This window comes from Sphingopyxis macrogoltabida, assembly GCF_001314325.1.
Taxonomy (GTDB): domain Bacteria; phylum Pseudomonadota; class Alphaproteobacteria; order Sphingomonadales; family Sphingomonadaceae; genus Sphingopyxis; species Sphingopyxis macrogoltabida.
Genome location: NZ_CP009429.1, coordinates 2,620,013 through 2,634,328, shown reverse-complemented (window position 1 = coordinate 2,634,328; position 14,316 = coordinate 2,620,013). Strand labels below are relative to the sequence as shown.

15 protein-coding genes and 1 pseudogene are annotated in these 14,316 nt (G+C 65.6%); 5 read left to right on the top strand and 11 right to left on the bottom strand.

Going from position 1 to position 14,316, the window contains the following annotated elements; all coding sequences use genetic code 11:
• Positions 1-5: 5 nt before the first annotated feature.
• Both LH19_RS13035 and LH19_RS13030 read right to left on the bottom strand, forming a co-directional pair.
• Positions 6-893 (bottom strand): SDR family NAD(P)-dependent oxidoreductase, encoded by an 888-nt coding sequence (locus tag LH19_RS13035; RefSeq protein ID WP_054728619.1) that lies wholly within the window; start codon positions 891-893, stop codon positions 6-8.
• A complete protein-coding gene (locus LH19_RS13030) occupies positions 890-2,185 on the bottom strand; it encodes a spinster family MFS transporter (RefSeq protein WP_054728617.1) in 1,296 nt (431 codons plus the stop codon). The genes LH19_RS13035 and LH19_RS13030 overlap by 4 nt, the downstream gene beginning before the upstream one ends.
• 108 nt (positions 2,186-2,293) lie before the next feature.
• Between LH19_RS13030 and LH19_RS13025 the strand changes: the two genes are divergently transcribed.
• On the top strand, positions 2,294-3,061 hold the full coding sequence (locus LH19_RS13025) for an SDR family NAD(P)-dependent oxidoreductase (RefSeq protein WP_054728613.1): 768 nt from the start codon (positions 2,294-2,296) through the stop codon (positions 3,059-3,061).
• On the opposite strand, the gene LH19_RS13020 is transcribed toward LH19_RS13025, so the two are convergent.
• From LH19_RS13020 to LH19_RS13010, 3 genes are read right to left on the bottom strand one after another with little or no spacing between them, the layout of a single operon-like run.
• Positions 3,058-3,768: a glutathione S-transferase N-terminal domain-containing protein gene (locus tag LH19_RS13020; RefSeq protein WP_054728608.1), complete on the bottom strand. Its 711-nt coding sequence runs from the start codon at positions 3,766-3,768 to the stop codon at positions 3,058-3,060. The two genes, LH19_RS13025 and LH19_RS13020, sit on opposite strands and share 4 nt — an antisense overlap.
• Complete coding sequence (locus LH19_RS13015; protein ID WP_054728605.1) at positions 3,765-4,262, bottom strand: nuclear transport factor 2 family protein; 498 nt, start codon at positions 4,260-4,262, stop codon at positions 3,765-3,767. The genes LH19_RS13020 and LH19_RS13015 overlap by 4 nt, the downstream gene beginning before the upstream one ends.
• On the bottom strand, positions 4,262-6,559 hold the full coding sequence (locus LH19_RS13010; protein ID WP_054728602.1) for a TonB-dependent receptor: 2,298 nt from the start codon (positions 6,557-6,559) through the stop codon (positions 4,262-4,264). The genes LH19_RS13015 and LH19_RS13010 overlap by 1 nt, the downstream gene beginning before the upstream one ends.
• Positions 6,560-6,682: 123 nt before the next feature.
• On the opposite strand from LH19_RS13010, the gene LH19_RS13005 reads away from it, so the two are divergent.
• The 3 genes from LH19_RS13005 to LH19_RS28680 all read left to right on the top strand — a co-directional run bounded on the left by LH19_RS13005 (position 6,683) and on the right by LH19_RS28680 (position 8,280).
• Complete coding sequence (locus LH19_RS13005; RefSeq protein ID WP_054728599.1) at positions 6,683-7,189, top strand: DUF3237 domain-containing protein; 507 nt, start codon at positions 6,683-6,685, stop codon at positions 7,187-7,189.
• Between the two features lies 1 nt (position 7,190).
• Positions 7,191-7,916 carry a glutathione binding-like protein gene (locus LH19_RS13000; protein WP_054728595.1) on the top strand — a complete coding sequence of 242 codons (726 nt, stop codon included), beginning with the start codon at positions 7,191-7,193 and terminating at the stop codon, positions 7,914-7,916.
• Between the two features lie 121 nt (positions 7,917-8,037).
• Positions 8,038-8,280 (top strand): hypothetical protein, encoded by a 243-nt coding sequence (locus LH19_RS28680; protein WP_145923372.1) that lies wholly within the window; start codon positions 8,038-8,040, stop codon positions 8,278-8,280.
• Between the two features lie 18 nt (positions 8,281-8,298).
• Here the strand turns inward: LH19_RS28680 and LH19_RS29640 are convergent, their stop codons facing one another.
• From LH19_RS29640 to LH19_RS12990, 3 genes and pseudogenes are all read right to left on the bottom strand, one after another.
• Positions 8,299-8,676: a glutathione binding-like protein gene (locus tag LH19_RS29640; protein WP_257720453.1), complete on the bottom strand. Its 378-nt coding sequence runs from the start codon at positions 8,674-8,676 to the stop codon at positions 8,299-8,301.
• A 93-nt stretch (positions 8,677-8,769) separates the two neighbouring features.
• Positions 8,770-8,967 (bottom strand): annotated as a pseudogene (locus LH19_RS29635) (glutathione S-transferase N-terminal domain-containing protein); the annotation flags it as partial.
• Between the two features lie 41 nt (positions 8,968-9,008).
• Positions 9,009-10,166: a CaiB/BaiF CoA transferase family protein gene (locus LH19_RS12990; RefSeq protein ID WP_054728593.1), complete on the bottom strand. Its 1,158-nt coding sequence runs from the start codon at positions 10,164-10,166 to the stop codon at positions 9,009-9,011.
• Positions 10,167-10,302: 136 nt separating this feature from the next.
• Between LH19_RS12990 and LH19_RS12985 the strand changes: the two genes are divergently transcribed.
• Positions 10,303-11,217: a hydroxymethylglutaryl-CoA lyase gene (locus LH19_RS12985; protein ID WP_054728590.1), complete on the top strand. Its 915-nt coding sequence runs from the start codon at positions 10,303-10,305 to the stop codon at positions 11,215-11,217.
• 253 nt (positions 11,218-11,470) lie between these two features.
• Here LH19_RS12985 and mobA read toward each other — a convergent pair whose 3' ends face one another.
• The 3 genes from mobA to LH19_RS12970 are packed head-to-tail and all read right to left on the bottom strand — an operon-like array spanning position 11,471 to position 14,284.
• Positions 11,471-12,007, bottom strand: coding sequence for a molybdenum cofactor guanylyltransferase (mobA, locus tag LH19_RS12980; protein WP_054728587.1), 537 nt, complete (start codon positions 12,005-12,007; stop codon positions 11,471-11,473).
• The gene (locus tag LH19_RS12975) at positions 12,004-13,242 is read right to left on the bottom strand and encodes an MFS transporter (RefSeq protein ID WP_167346259.1); all 1,239 of its coding nucleotides are present in this window, start codon (positions 13,240-13,242) and stop codon (positions 12,004-12,006) included. The genes mobA and LH19_RS12975 overlap by 4 nt, the downstream gene beginning before the upstream one ends.
• 10 nt (positions 13,243-13,252) lie before the next feature.
• Positions 13,253-14,284 carry an AraC family transcriptional regulator gene (locus LH19_RS12970; RefSeq protein WP_054728581.1) on the bottom strand — a complete coding sequence of 344 codons (1,032 nt, stop codon included), beginning with the start codon at positions 14,282-14,284 and terminating at the stop codon, positions 13,253-13,255.
• Positions 14,285-14,316 lie beyond the last annotated feature (32 nt).

Here is a 14,316-nt window from a genome sequence, read left to right as displayed (position 1 = left end):
GCTCCTTAAGCTTTCGCGCCGAACATGCGGCCGCCGTTGGCCGCGATCAGCCCGTCGATATCGTCGCCCTTGTACCCCGGATCGGCCGAAGGACCGAAGGACGCCAGCATGTCCTGAGTCACCAGTTCGGCCATCGCCTTCCATTCGGGGTGGGTGAAGATCCAGTAATCGCCGTTTTCGATCGCCTGCACGACACGCGCGCCGATCCGGTCCGGCGACATGCCGCCCGCGAGCACGCCCTGCATCGCCTGGCTGGTTGCCGCGGCCTTGCCGACCTCGACCTCGACCGGGCGGAGGTCGCGTGTCGTCTCGACGATCCGCGTCGCCGACATGCCGGGCATCAGCACCGAAATGTCGACGCAGCTTTCGGCGAGTTCGTTGCGTAGCGCCATCGCGATGCCGAGCGTTGCGTATTTGGAGCTGATATAGGCGACCGAGATCGGCGGCGGGACGATCGCGACCATCGAGCTGGTGATGACCAGATGGCTCGGCTCGCCCGATGCCTTCATCTCGCCGAGGAAGGTGCGGCAGGCATAGAGATGCGCGTGCGCGTTGACCGCATAGTTCCAGCGCCAGACGTCGGTGTCATATTGCTCGAACGGACCCGAACCGCCGCCGACCCCGGCGTTGCTGAACAATATGCGGACCGGGCCGAAATCGCGCGCCTTGGCGCCCGCTTCGGCCCAGCTCTCCTCGCTGGTGACGTCGAGCTGAAGGCCGAGGGCGTTGGCGCCGTCGCGGCGCAGGTCTGCGGCGGCAGCCTCGGCGCCCACTCCGTCGATGTCGGCGAGGATCACCGCGGCACCTTTTGCGGCGAGCGCCTTTGCGGTGGCGAGGCCGAGCCCGCTTGCGCCGCCGGTGATGAAGGCGGTCTTGCCAGCGACGTCGGTCATTCGGCGAAATCCTTCTCAAGATAGCGCGTCATCCGGTACTGCGCGATCCCCGCGGCGGCGGCGAAGGGCATCAGCGCCATCAGCGCCCAGCGCAGACTGTCGACGTCGTGCGCGGGCTTGAGCGCGTCGCTGACGATCCCCGCGAACAGCGGCCCGAGACCGAGGCCGACGATGTTGAACATCAGCATCAGCACCGCAGCGGCGGTCGCGCGGCTGCGCGGCGGGGTGAGGTTCTGGACCAGTGCGAGGGCGGGGGCGACGTAAGCGGTGCAGGCCGCCATCGGGATCAGCATCAGGGCGAGCGAGGCTTGCCAGCTATCGACGAGCAAAGCGGCGATGAAGGTCGGGATCAGCACCAGGGTGGCGAGCGCGGGAATGGTGCCATAGGCGCGCGCCGATGTCTTCGCGCGGTGGCTGACCAGCCAGCCGCCGCCGAGGATGCCGATGCCGAAGGTGATCCCCGCGGCCGGCCCGAAATATGTCGCCATGGCGTCGAGCGGCATTTTCTGGGTGCGCATCAGGAAGGCGGGGATCCAGTTGAGCATGCCATAGCTGACGAAAGCCGCGAGGCCGCTGCCGATCATCACCATGCGCAGCGACGGACGGCGCCAGAACATCGCGAGGCTCTGGCTGAAGGGAAGCGCTTCGTCGGCGGGCTTGTGCGTGTCCATCGCGCCGCGTGCCGGTTCCCGGACGAGCCAGATCAGCAGCGGTGCGACGAGGATTCCGACGATGCCGATCACGATGAAGGCATTGCGCCAGCCGATATTGGCCGCCGCCCACGCGCCGAAAGTCGCGCCGACGAAGACGCCGAACGGGCCGTTGCAGGTGAAGAGGCCGATCGCCAGCGGGCGCTGTGCCGGCGGATAATAGTCGGCGATGACCGACAACGACGGAGCGGTGCCGCCCGCTTCGCCCGCGCCGACCCCGAAGCGCATCAGCGCGAGTTGCCAGAAGTTGGAGACCATGCCGCAGGCCGCGGTGAAACCGCTCCACACGACGCAGGCGATGCCGATCAGTTTGACCCGGTTCCAGCGGTCGGCGACCATCGCGACCGGCACCCCCATCGCGGCATAGAAAAGCGCGAAGGCGAGGCCGGTCAGCAGCCCGAACTGGGTGTCGCTGAAGTCCATTTCGGCGCGGATCGGTTCGACCAGAACCGACAGCAATTGGCGGTCGACGAAGTTGATCGTGCCGACCACGAACAGCATCGCGAGCGCGACATTGCGGCGCAGCGCATGGCAGCTGTCGGACGCTGCGGCGCCGGCATTGAGCGCGGTGGCTTCGGTCATAACTCTCCCCAAAAACGCACGAGTCTTCTCGGTCAAAAAATACTTAGGTATTTAAGTTTATCTGTCAATGTGCTTTACGGTAGCGACAAGATCGACGGGAGAGAAGAGATGGATATCACGGGCAAGAGCGCGATCGTCACCGGCTCGGCGGGCGGGATCGGCCGCGCGACCGCCGTGATGCTGGCGAGCCGCGGCGCGGCGATGGTAGCGCTGGTCGACGTCAACGAAGCAGGGCTCGCCGAGACTGCGCGGCTGGTCGAGGCGGCGGGCGCGAAGGCCAGCGTGCACAGGCTCGATCTCTCGGATATCCCGGCGGTCGAGGCGTGGTTCCAGGCACATAGCGACGTCGATATCCTCCACAACAATGCTGGCGTCGTCTCGGGTCTGCCGCAATTCCCCGACGTCGATTCCGCGCGCGTCCGCTGGATCATCGACGTCAACATCACGTCGCTCGTCACGGCGACGCAGATCGCCGTACAGGCGATGAAAGCGCGCGGCGGCGGGGTGATCGTCAACACCGTCTCGACCGTCGCGCTCGGCACCGGCTTCTACGATGCGATGTATGCGACGACCAAGGCGGCGGTGATGATGTTCACGCGCTGCTGCGCTTCGCTGAAGGGCGAACGCAACGTCCGCGTCGCAGGGATGCTGCCGGGGCTGGTCGACACGCCGATCCTCGATACGACGGGGGCGGGCGGCAAGTCCGAATGGATGAAGACGGTGCTGGCGAACAACGAGGCGTGCTTGCCCGAGGATATTGCCGGCGGGGTGATCGCGCTGATCGAGGACGACAGTCTTGCGGGCGGCGACTGGGTCGCGGTGCGGCGGTCGAACGGGCAGGTCGAATATCAGTGGGGCCACGCCGATACGGTTTAGCGGATCGGCGCTTCGAGCATATTCTTGCCGAACAGGTTCGACCATTGCTCCTCGGTCAGCACCGGCCGCGCGCTCGACAGGTTGGCGGCATTCTTGACGTCGGTGCCGGCGATCACCGTCGGGCGTTCGCCGATCCGCGCGAACCAGTCGGCGACCGCCGGATAATCGTCGAGGGTCAGGCCGATCGCGCGGATCGCCCGCGTCCATGGCCAGCATGCGATGTCGGCGATCGAATATTCGCCCGCCAGATACTCGGCTTCGCGTAGCCGACCGTCGAGGACATGGAGCAGGCGCAGCGTTTCGTTGCGATAGCGTTCGACGGGATAGCTCTGTCCTTCGGGCGCGTAGCGGATGAAATGATGCGCCTGACCCTGCATCGGACCGAAGCTTGCCATCTGCCACATCAGCCATTGTTGCGCCTGCGACCGGCGGCGCGGATCGGCGGGGAGCAACTGCCCGCTCTTCTCCGCGAGATAGAGCAGGATCGCGCCGCTTTCGAACACCGGTAGCGGCGCGCCGCCACCGACGGGGTCGTGATCGACGATGGCGGGGAGGCGGCCGTTGGGGTTGATGCGGCGATATTCGGGGGTCAGATGATCGCCCTCGAGCATGTTCATCGCGATCAGATTATGCGCCAGCCCGGTCTCTTCGAGCATGATCGACACCTTGTGGCCGTTCGGCGTGGGGGTGAAATAGACATCGATCATCCGGTACTTCCTTCGGCGAAAATGGCGCGTGCGGCGGCGAAGGCGGCTTCGAACGCCTCCTTTCCGGCAGGATAGCCGACGACGGTCAATGTCACGCCGGCGATCTTCCACCCGCCGTGCCGCACCAGCCGATGCGTGTAGCGCCCGATCAGGTCGCCGAGCAGCGCGCGGTCCTCGATCCCGACGAGATGGACGGCATCGACGATGCTCGCCACCGTCGCATGGTCACCGTCGATCGTCGCGACGATATTGTGCAGGCGGTGCGCGGTCGCGTCGAAGCCTTCGAGCGTCTTGCAGCGGTTCGTCCACTCGTCCGCGGGCACCGTCGCGATGAGCGAGCCGATCGCGCCATAATCGATCGCGATCTCGTCGGTGAAGAGGGCGCGGTACGCGACCCAGTCGCGCGCATCGAGCGCCGACGCATAGGAGGTCACGACCGCGACCGCCGCTTCCCTGTCGAGGAAAGCGTCGATCGCGGCCGGGCCCCGGGACATCAGAACTTGAACCCGGCCTCGACCGAAATGTTGCGGGTGGGTTCGAGGTAGAGGATCGCGCGCGGAACCGGCGTGATCGGCGCCGGCAGGTTGAACGCGCTGCCGATCGTCTTCTGGTTGGTCAGATTCTTGCCGACCAGCGCGAGATGCCAGCGATCGTCCTGATCGGCGAGCTGGACGCGCAGGTCGAGCTTCACATAACCGCCCTGGACGCCGAAGATCGGGCTCTGGTTGTCCGAATTGAAATATTTCGAGCGGCCGGCGGCGACGCCGGTGATGTCGAGCTTCATCGCATCGGACATGTCGAAGCGCGCATGCGCGGTGACGCTGCCCGTCCACTTCGACGAATAGGCGACCGGGAAGCCGGCGAGGTTGTTCGTCGCCGGGGTACAGGTCACCGGCTGCGACGCGAGGCACGCGGCGCCCGGATAATCGTCATATTTGATGTCCGAATAGGCGGCCGAGGCGCTGATGTCGAAATTGGGGACCGGGAAGATGCTGAGCGATCCTTCGACCCCCTTCGACGTCGCGGCGGCGGCATTGCCGGTCAGATAGCTCGACGTCGCGGGCTGGTAGACCGAGACCTGCAGGTCCTTGAACTTCGTCTTGTAGACCGAGACGTTGGCGACGAGCTTGCCGTCGAGCAGCGTCGACTTGATGCCCGCCTCGAAATTCTCCGACCGTTCGGGTTCGAAGGTGAAGGTGCTGTCGACGGTGCCGAGCGTGTTCGACACGAAACCGCCCGATTTCGACCCGCGGCCCCAGGTCCCGTAGACCATGATGCGCGGGGCGATGTCATATTGCAGCGTCACCGAAGGATCGACATTGCCCTCGCTGATCGAGCCGTCGGCGTTGGTGATCGGACGCAGCGGGAAGGGCTGTCCGTTGAGGCCGTTCGAAGCCGACGCCAGCGTGGTTCGGAAGCTGCCGTCCTTCTTGGTGTGCGAATAGCGCAGGCTGCCGATCGCGCGGAAGGCATCGCTGATATTGAGCGTGCCCTGTCCGAAGACCGACCAGCTTTCGGCCTTCTGGCGGAAAATGCTGTCGATGCGGGCCAGATACGGACCGTCGAAGATCGGGATGCGGGGATCGGTCGGCGTCGCGCCGGGGATCGAAAGGAACAGGTTGGGGATGTTGAAGCCCTGATATTGTTCCAGCGTATAGTCGGACTTGTCGTAATAGGCGCCCACGATGAATTCGAAGGTTTCGCCGACCGGCGACAGGATGCGGATTTCCTGCGAGAACTGGTCGAAGCGTTCGGGGAAGGCGTTGTAGACCGAGTTGACGGTATGCGCGCCGCCGCTGTTCGGGATCGTCTGGTCGAAGCCGTTGGTGATCTTCGACTTGAACCAGCTATAGCCGGTGACCGAGGTCAGGGTGAAATCGCCGAGTGCGAGGTTGCCGACGCCCGAGATCATCACCGATTCATTGCGGTTGCCTTCGCGGCCGAGCGCCGAGCGTTCGAGATAGCGCGTGTCCTGCGGATCCTGGCCACTGGTCAGCGGGCTCGACACGGTGATCCCGCCGACGATGTCGCGGTTCCCATATTCGGCCTTCAGCGTATAGTCGAAGTCGTTCGACGGCTCCCACTTGACGGTCAGGCGCGCGAGCTGCGACTTGGTTTCGGGATCGTCGTGATTGGTCGCGAGGTTGCGGATATAGCCGTCCTGCTTGACGATCTTGTACGCAAGGCGTGCCGACAGCGTGCTGCTGAGCGGGCCCGAGACATAGCCCGAGACGTCGAAGCCCTTGTGGTCGAAATTATAGAGCGCGGTGAAGGCGCCCTCGGCCTGGCTGGTCGGCCCGGCCGACACGACGCTGACCGCGCCCGCCGCAGTGTTCTTGCCGAACAGCGCACCCTGCGGGCCGCGCAGCACTTCGACACGTTCGAGGTCGAAGAAGGGCGCCTGCGCCTGGCGGCTGCGGCCGGCGTAGATGCCGTCGACATAGAGCGAGACCGACTGGTCGAAGGCGAAGTTCGCCGGCGGCGAACCGAAACCGCGGATATAGATGACGTCGTTGCCCGCGGTCGACTGGACGAAGACGTTCGGCGTGTAGTTCATCACCGCCTTGATGTCGCTGGTGTTGAACTCGGCGAGCTTGGCGCCGCTGACGACTTCCATCGAAATCGGCACGTCCTGCAGGCTCTGTTCGCGTTTTTGCGCGGTGACGATGATTTCGTTCGTGTTGCTGTCGTCGGCTTCTGCGGCCGCCGTCTGCGCCAGCGCCGGCGCGGCGAATGCCGTCATCGCGACCGTCGCGACTCCCGACAACAGAATCTGGTTGAACGCCTTCATGCTACCCTCCCTTGGAACGATGCCGACGGTGCCGGGGAGGGGACCCCGATCCGTCAATCTGATTGACCCTTAGTATACTAATGGTTTTATGCTTGTCCATAGCTTTGGAAGAGGATTCGCAAGATGAACGATGAAAATGGAGAAGCCGGTTATCCCGCTCTCGCAAGCACCCATCTGTGCACGGTGGAGTTCGAGGTCGGCGGCGGCATCATCGGAATGGGCGTGTCGCCATTCGGCGATCATCGCATGGGATATATCAGCGGCGGGCGGTTTTTCGGACCGCGAATCAACGGTATCGTCCTGCCCGGCGGCGGCAACTGGTCGCGCAGCGGACGGCTGGGAGAGGCGGCTTCGGTCGGCACCTTCGATGCCCGCGCGGTATGGCAGACCGATGACGGCGAACTCATCTATCTGTCCTACACCGGGCGCAACGTCATTCCCGACGATGTCCGCGCCGCCTTTGCCGATCCCGCGGCGCCTGATGTCGATCCGTCGCGATACTATCTGCGAATCGCGCCAGTGTTCGAAACCGCGAGCGTAAAATATGGCTGGCTGAACGGCCTGCTCGCGGTCGGGGTCGGTGAACGCACCGATTTCGGCGTCCGCCATGTCCTTCACGAGATCCGCTGAGATGATCGATCTTCACTATTCCGCGACCCCGAACGGGCAGAAGATCGCGATCATGCTCGAGGAGATCGGCGCCGCCTATCGCGTCATTCCCTATGACATCTTCGAGGGCGACCAGCTCACCGCGGCGTTCGGACGGATCAATCCCAATCACAAGTTGCCGGCGATCGTCGATAACGATCCCGGCGAAGGCGGCGAGCCCATTGCGGTCTTTGAATCGGGTGCGATCCTGCAATATCTTGCCGAAAAAAGCGGGCGCTTTCTGCCCGCATCGGGTGCGGCGCGCGCCGCGACGCTGTCGTGGCTGACCTGGCAGGTCGCGGGGCTGGGCCCGATGGGCGGGCAGGCGAGCCATTTCCTGCGCTATGCCCCGGCCGGACAGGATTATGCCGTCGAACGCTATACGAAGGAGCTGAACCGCCTGCTCACCGTACTCGAAAAGCGGCTGGAGAAGAGCGCCTATGTCGCGGGTGACGACTATACGATCGCCGATATGGCGATCTGGCCCGGGCGTGCCTCGGCGTTCGTCATGGGTATGGGGCTCGACGAATGGCCCGCGATGCACGGCTGGTTCGAACGCATCCGGGCGCGGCCGGCGGTGGCGCGGGCGATGGCGCGCGACGATCTGAAGGCGCCGGCGAAATATGTCGGACGGCACCAGACGCTGGATGAGAAGGAGTGGTCGAACATGTTCGGCGAAGCGAACCAAGCGGCGGTGAAGGGGGATTGAGACGTTTGCTTTGAGCCGATTGTAGCTTTGTTGCGGACACTATAGCATTGGCGATGGGCCCGTTTTTCAGGGTATCTTCGGGTGAACTTTAATGTTTGAAGAGATAGCTGTTTGGAGGCGCGTGGATTCAAAGATCGCCGCGAGATATGTCGGTTTTCGGAACTTGGACACAGGCTTGGTTTGGATTGCCTTCGCCAATTATGTCACCTTCGACGAGGGGCGAGACCTCGGCGCTGATGAGATGATTGCTCCTCACGGAACATTAGAAGCGTTTCTGAATGCCTTTCCATCTGACACTCAATTATGGAAGCCGACAATTTCAGAGGCTGTAGCAATCTTTGTCGAAAAAAATCCCGGCGGATGAATTTTTGCGACTTCCGCTTCACCGTTTCACATGCTGCCGGTCGCCCCACAGGATCGCGCGATGCTCGTCAGTGAAACCGCTTAGCCCGCCCTCGATCGTCTCGGGGCGGGCGACCCCGACCTTCATGCCTTCGGCGACGGCAGGCCGTTCGAGCATCGCGGCGCCCCAGCGTTCGACGTTCGGGAAGCGTCCGGCCTTGTCGATGAACTGGCGGCGGAGATAGGGCAGGGTGGCCATATCGGCGATCGTATATTCGTCGCCCGCCAGCCATTCGGCCTCGCCGAGGCGCTTGTCGAGCACCATCATCAGCCGGTCGACCTCGCGGCTGTAGCGCTCGATGGGGTAGTCGTGCCGCTCGCTGGCATAATGGGTGAAATGCGCCTCCTGCCCGAACATCGGGCCGACGCCCGAGACCTGGAACATCAGCCATTGCCAGCAGATCGCGCGCTTCACCGGATCGGCGGGCAGGAAGCGACCGGTCTTTTCGGCAAGGTAAAGCAGGATCGCGCCGGTTTCCCACAGGACGAAGCCCGGCCCGTGCGGGCCTTCGTCGTCGACGATCACCGGCGTCTTGTTGTTCGGGTTGAGCGCGAGAAATTCGGGAGTGAGCTGGTCGCCCGCAAGGATATCGACGGGTTCGAGCCGCCATGCGAGCCCCATTTCGAGCAGCGCGATCGCGATCTTGCGCGCATTGGGGGGTCGGGCCGCCGTAGAGGGTGATCATCGCCTTATCCTTCGCGGCCGAGCCAGCGGCGGAGCACATCGCCAGTATCCTGCCCGACGGTGAGCGGCGCGGGGCGGCGGACGCTGCCGGGCGTCGCCGACAGTTTCGGGAAGACCCCCTGCATCCGGATCTCTCCCAGTTCTTCGTCGGCGACCGTCACCAGCGCCTCGCGCGCGGCGAAATGCGGGTCGGCGAGCATGTCTTCGGCGTCGAAGACGCGGCCCGCGGGGACGCCTGCCGCAACCATCTTGGCTTCCAGTTCGGCGATTGTCATCGTCGCGGTCCATTCGCCGATCAGCGCGTCGAGTTCCTCCTGCCGAACGCCGCGGGCGCGGTGCGTCGCATAGCGTTCGTCGCTCGCCAGTTCGGGGCGTCCCATCGCTGCGGCGAGGCGGGCGAAGACGCCGTCCTGATTGGCGCCGATCAGATATTCGCCGTCGCTGCACGGATAGACGTTCGACGGCGCAATGGCAGGCAGCGTCGACCCCGTCCGGCGCCGCTTGGTGCCGCTCGCCGAATAGTCGGAGACGGTCGATTCCATCACCTGCAGCACCGCTTCGTACAGCGCCGAGTCGACGATCTGGCCTTCGCCGGTCTTGCTGCGATGATGAAGCGCCGCGAGCGCGCCCATGCAGCCGTAAGTCGCGGCGAGCGTATCGCCGATCGACACGCCCATGCGCGCGGGCGGCAGGTCGGGATAGCCGACGATGCCGCGCCAGCCGCCCATCGCCTCGCCGATGCCGCCGAAGCCGGCGCGCGCCGAATAGGGTCCGGTCTGACCATAGCCCGACACGCGCACGACGATCAGCCCGGGGTTCGTCTTGCGCAGCTCGGCGGGATCGAGGTTCCATTTTTCGAGCGTGCCGGGGCGGAAATTCTCGATCAGGATGTCGGCCTTGGCGATCAGTTCGCGCGCCAGCGCCTGACCTTCCTCGCTGCGCAGGTCGACCGCCACCGAATATTTGTTGCGCGCGATGACGCGCCACCAGCTCGGTTTGTCGCCCTGGCCCCAGTTGCGCATCTGGTCGCCCGTGCCCGGCGGTTCGAGCTTGACGATCTCGGCACCCATGTCGCCGAGCAACTGGCCGCAGAAGGGACCGGCGATGAGCTGCCCCATCTCGACCACCCTGATGCCGTCCAGCGCTCCCCCTGTGTTCGTCATTCCATTCCTTTCGGTGCCCCGGCCGGGTTATGACGCATATTGCGCCGGCTGGGCATCACTCTTGTGGATTCGATATACTTAGAATACTATGTAATTTTCAACCTGCAAAATGACTCGGGCGGAAACGGAACGCAAAATGGCGGAAAATCTGGCGGTGGAAATGGTCGAGGTCGGCCCGCGCGACGGGCTGCAGAATGAGGCGACGGTCGTGGCGACCGCCGGCAAGGCCGAACTGATCCGCCGTGCGATCACCTATGGAGCGCGGCGGATCGAGGTGACGAGCTTCGTCAATCCGAAGAAGGTGCCGCAGCTCGCCGACGCCGAGGAACTGGTCGCGATGCTGCCTGAGCGCGAGGACGTCACCTTTATCGGGCTCGTGCTCAACCGGCGCGGCGCCGAGCGCGCGCTGGCGACCGGGCGGATCGACGAACTGGGCGCGGTCTGCGTGACGAGCGACACGTTCGGCATCCGAAATCAGGGGCAGTCGTCGGGCGAATCGCTCGCCGCAGCGATGGAGATCGTCGAACTCGCGCAGGCGGCGGGACGAAGCGGACAGATCACGATCGCGACCGCCTTCGGCTGCCCTTTCGAGGGTGAGATCGCGATCGCCCGTGTCGTTGAAATGGCAAAGCGCGCCGCCGACGCGCAGCCGCGCGAGATCGCGCTTGCCGACACGATCGGCGTCGGCGTGCCGTCGCAGGTCAGCGAAATGGTCGGGCGGGTGCGCGAAGCGGTTGGCAGCTTGCCGGTGCGGGTGCATTTTCACAACACGCGCGGGACCGGCCTTGCCAATGTGTGGGCGGCGGTCGCGGCGGGCGCGGCGACGGTCGATGCCTCGCTCGGCGGGCTCGGCGGCTGCCCCTTCGCGCCCGGCGCGGCGGGCAATGTCGCGACCGAGGACGTCGCCTACATGCTCGAACGCAGCGGGATCGCTACGGGACTGGACCTGCCGCGCGCGGTCGATGCGGCCAACTGGTTTACCGGCGTGATGGGCCGCGCATTGCCGGCGATGGTCAGTCGCGCGCCGGCCTTTCCTTTGAGTCTGCCCTGAACCCATTGAGGCGTCGTGACGGAGCCGATTTTGGCTCAGGGCGAGGAGCGAGGAGGGAGCCATGCCGAGGCATAGTGACCGACGAGGGACGCGGCCCTGAGCCAAAATCGGCCCGCCGCGCAGCGGTTGCCCTGGGAAGTCCGCCGGACGTCGTCGCGTCGCTGGCAGGGGCAACCAGCCCCCGCGGCGCGCCGCTCCTTGCCGGCAAACTTCCCAGGGCAATCACGACGCCTCAATGGGTTCAGGGCAGACTCTAACGACGGGTCAGTCGCTCGAAATCCTCGATGCTGTTGATGTTGGCGATCTCTTCGCCGTCGATCGCGGTCGCACCCTGTGCGTCGGCCCAGGCGCGTACCGAGCGCCGACCGCCCGCCGCAAGATGCCTTGCCAGCGGTTCGGCCTGTTCGACGGGCCACAGGCCGATGACGGGACAGGCGGTCAGATAGGCGCAGTCCCTGGCCTCGCAAAGGCGCGCGAGCTGATCGGCGGGGATATGCGGCGCGTCGCATGGCAGCGACAGCAGATGCGTACAGCCCGCCGCCTGTGCCGCCGCCATCGCCCCCGCGATGCCGCCGAGCGGGCCCATGCCGGTGTCCGGGCGGTCGGGCGCCCACGGATAAGGCGGATAGTCGCGGCCGGAGATCAGGATCGTGTCGACGAAGGGCTCCAGCGCCGCAATCGACCAGTCGATCAGCTTGCGGCCGTCATAGACCTCTTCCGCCTTGTCGCGGCCGAAGCGCTGCGACCGTCCGCCCGCCAGCACCACCCCGGCAACACGCCGCGCCGTCATGGCAGTACCCGCCCTTCGTCGCGGGTCGGCATCGGCGCGACGATGCGCAGCACGACGGCCGCAACCGCAAGCCAGGCGCCCGAAACGAGGATCGCGGTCGGCAGGGTGGTCAGATCGGCGAGCAGCCCGAGCAGATAGGCGCCGAGCGCCAGCGCGCCGAAGGTCACCGCCTGATAGATCGACAGGCAGCGGCCGAGAATGTCCTCGGGCGAGCGGAGCTGCATCGCGACGTTGAGCGTCGTGAAGGTCGTCACCCACGCACCGCCGGCGACGAAGGCCGCCGCGATCACGACGAGCAGATTCTGCGTCAGCGCGACCGGGATCATCATCGCCGCGAACGCCATCGCCGCAACGCCGAGCACGCGGTCGCTGCCCCAGCGCCGCCGCGCGCTGCCGATCCACAGCGCGCAGAAGATCGAACCGATACCGAAGGCGCCGAGGCAGAGGCCATAGGTGATTTCGCTGCCGTGCAGGCGGTCGCGGACGAGCGACGGCAGCAGCGCCTGAAACCCCGCCGCGCCGAGCCCGAAAGCGAAACCGCGCATCAGCACGCGGCGCACCGGGCTCGACCCCATGCAAAAGCGGATGCCGACTGCGATCGCCGCCAGCATCGGGGTGCGGCGCGGCGGCGTCACCTCCGGATGCCAGCGCAGCAGCACGATGATCAGCGCGACATAGCTGACCGCATTGAGCGCGAAGGCGGCGGTTGGCCCGGCGAGCGAGATCAGCAGCCCGCCGAGCGCGGGGCCGACGCTGCGCGCGAGGTTGAAGGCGATGGTGTTGAGCGCAATCGCCTGCGGCAGATCGGCATGCCCGACCTGCAACCGCACCGACGCCTGCCATGCGGGCGAGTTGAGCGCTGTGCCGCAGCCGACCGCGAGGGTGAAGGCGAGGAGGGCGACCGGCGTCAGCACGCCCGTCCACGTCGTGACGGTCAGCAACGCCGAGGCTACCAGCATGAAGCCCTGCGCCGCGAGCATCACCGCGCGGCGGTCGAAATTGTCGGCGATCGCGCCTGCGAAGACGCCGAGCAGCAGGATCGGGATCGTCGCGCTTGCCTGCACCGCGGCGATGAAGAGATGGGACTCCGTGAGTTCGGTCATCAGCCATGCGGCGCCGACCGACTGGATCATCGACCCCATGTTCGAGGCGAGGTTGGCGGTCCAGATGGCGCGAAAGGCGGGGAAGCGGAAGGGGGCCAGCGATGCTGGCAGGGGACGCTTTGCCGGACTCACAGCAAGGCGACTAGACCCGCCGGCGGGGCGCGGCAAGGGGTGTCTGATGCGCGCCGCCGCTCGCGCGCCACGCCGACGGCGACAGCCCGGTCCAGTGGCGGAAGGCGCGCGTGAAGGAACGCGCTTCGGCATAGCCAAGCGCTTCGGCGATCGCCTCGACCGTGGCGTTGCTCGACGTCAGCAGCCGCGTCGCGCGGTCGCGCCGGACATTTTCGCGCAGCGTCGCGAGGCTGGTTCCTTCGGCGCGCAAACGGCGGCGCAGTATGTGCGTAGAGAGGCGCGCTTCCGCGGCGAGTTCGTCGAGGGTCAGGTCGGGACTGCGCGTCAGAAGCTGGCGTACCCGCCGCGCCGCGCTGACGTCGCTGGCGGGGATCGTCATGATATCGAGCGGGGCGGCCGCCAGCATGGCTTCCAGCTCGGCCGGCGTGCGGCGGATCGGCGCGTGCAGCGCATGCGCGTCCATTACGATCCGCCGCGCGCCAGCATCGAAGCGATGGCGGCAGGGGAAGAGATATTTGAACTCCTCGAAATAAGCGCCGGGACGGGGGTAATCGAATTCGGCCGACAGCAGCGAAATCGTCTCGCCCGCCAGCCAGCAGGCGAGGCGGTGCCAGATGATCATCCAGAACTCGCTGAAATAATGGTCGGGATCGCGGTCCGGTTCGGCAAAGCAAACCTCGACGACCAGCCCGGCGTCGGCGGCGTGGATATCGGTGACAATCCCGGCATCGAGCAGATTGTAAAAGCGCGCCGCGCGGCGGAGACCGTCGGCGACATCGCGGCCTTCGAGCGCCAGCTCGCAAGCGAAGGCAAAGCTTCCCGGCGCGGCGCGGCGGGCGGTGTAACCCATATATTCGTCGTCGAGCGCCGCCCAGATGTTGCGAACGAGCAGGGCCATCGCTTCCACCGGTCCGCGCCAGCCGGGGTGAGCGAAATCGGTCGACGAAAGACCCGTACCTGCGACAAGCGCGTCGAGCGACCGGCCCCGACGCTCGGCGCCCTTGGTGCAGACGTTGAAATAATAGCGGTCGATCGTGGCCATAGTGTGCGCATTATGGTGAGTTTTTATCGCCT

Coding starts and splice junctions, on each gene's coding strand:
- LH19_RS13035 (WP_054728619.1), bottom strand. CDS start 893: ATGACCGACGTCGCTGGCAAGACCGCCTTCATCACCGGCGGCGCAAGC.
- LH19_RS13030 (WP_054728617.1), bottom strand. CDS start 2,185: ATGACCGAAGCCACCGCGCTCAATGCCGGCGCCGCAGCGTCCGACAGC.
- LH19_RS13025 (WP_054728613.1), top strand. CDS start 2,294: ATGGATATCACGGGCAAGAGCGCGATCGTCACCGGCTCGGCGGGCGGG.
- LH19_RS13020 (WP_054728608.1), bottom strand. CDS start 3,768: ATGATCGATGTCTATTTCACCCCCACGCCGAACGGCCACAAGGTGTCG.
- LH19_RS13015 (WP_054728605.1), bottom strand. CDS start 4,262: ATGTCCCGGGGCCCGGCCGCGATCGACGCTTTCCTCGACAGGGAAGCG.
- LH19_RS13010 (WP_054728602.1), bottom strand. CDS start 6,559: ATGAAGGCGTTCAACCAGATTCTGTTGTCGGGAGTCGCGACGGTCGCG.
- LH19_RS13005 (WP_054728599.1), top strand. CDS start 6,683: ATGAACGATGAAAATGGAGAAGCCGGTTATCCCGCTCTCGCAAGCACC.
- LH19_RS13000 (WP_054728595.1), top strand. CDS start 7,191: ATGATCGATCTTCACTATTCCGCGACCCCGAACGGGCAGAAGATCGCG.
- LH19_RS29640 (WP_257720453.1), bottom strand. CDS start 8,676: ATGTTCGGGCAGGAGGCGCATTTCACCCATTATGCCAGCGAGCGGCAC.
- LH19_RS12990 (WP_054728593.1), bottom strand. CDS start 10,166: ATGACGAACACAGGGGGAGCGCTGGACGGCATCAGGGTGGTCGAGATG.
- LH19_RS12985 (WP_054728590.1), top strand. CDS start 10,303: ATGGCGGAAAATCTGGCGGTGGAAATGGTCGAGGTCGGCCCGCGCGAC.
- mobA (WP_054728587.1), bottom strand. CDS start 12,007: ATGACGGCGCGGCGTGTTGCCGGGGTGGTGCTGGCGGGCGGACGGTCG.
- LH19_RS12970 (WP_054728581.1), bottom strand. CDS start 14,284: ATGGCCACGATCGACCGCTATTATTTCAACGTCTGCACCAAGGGCGCC.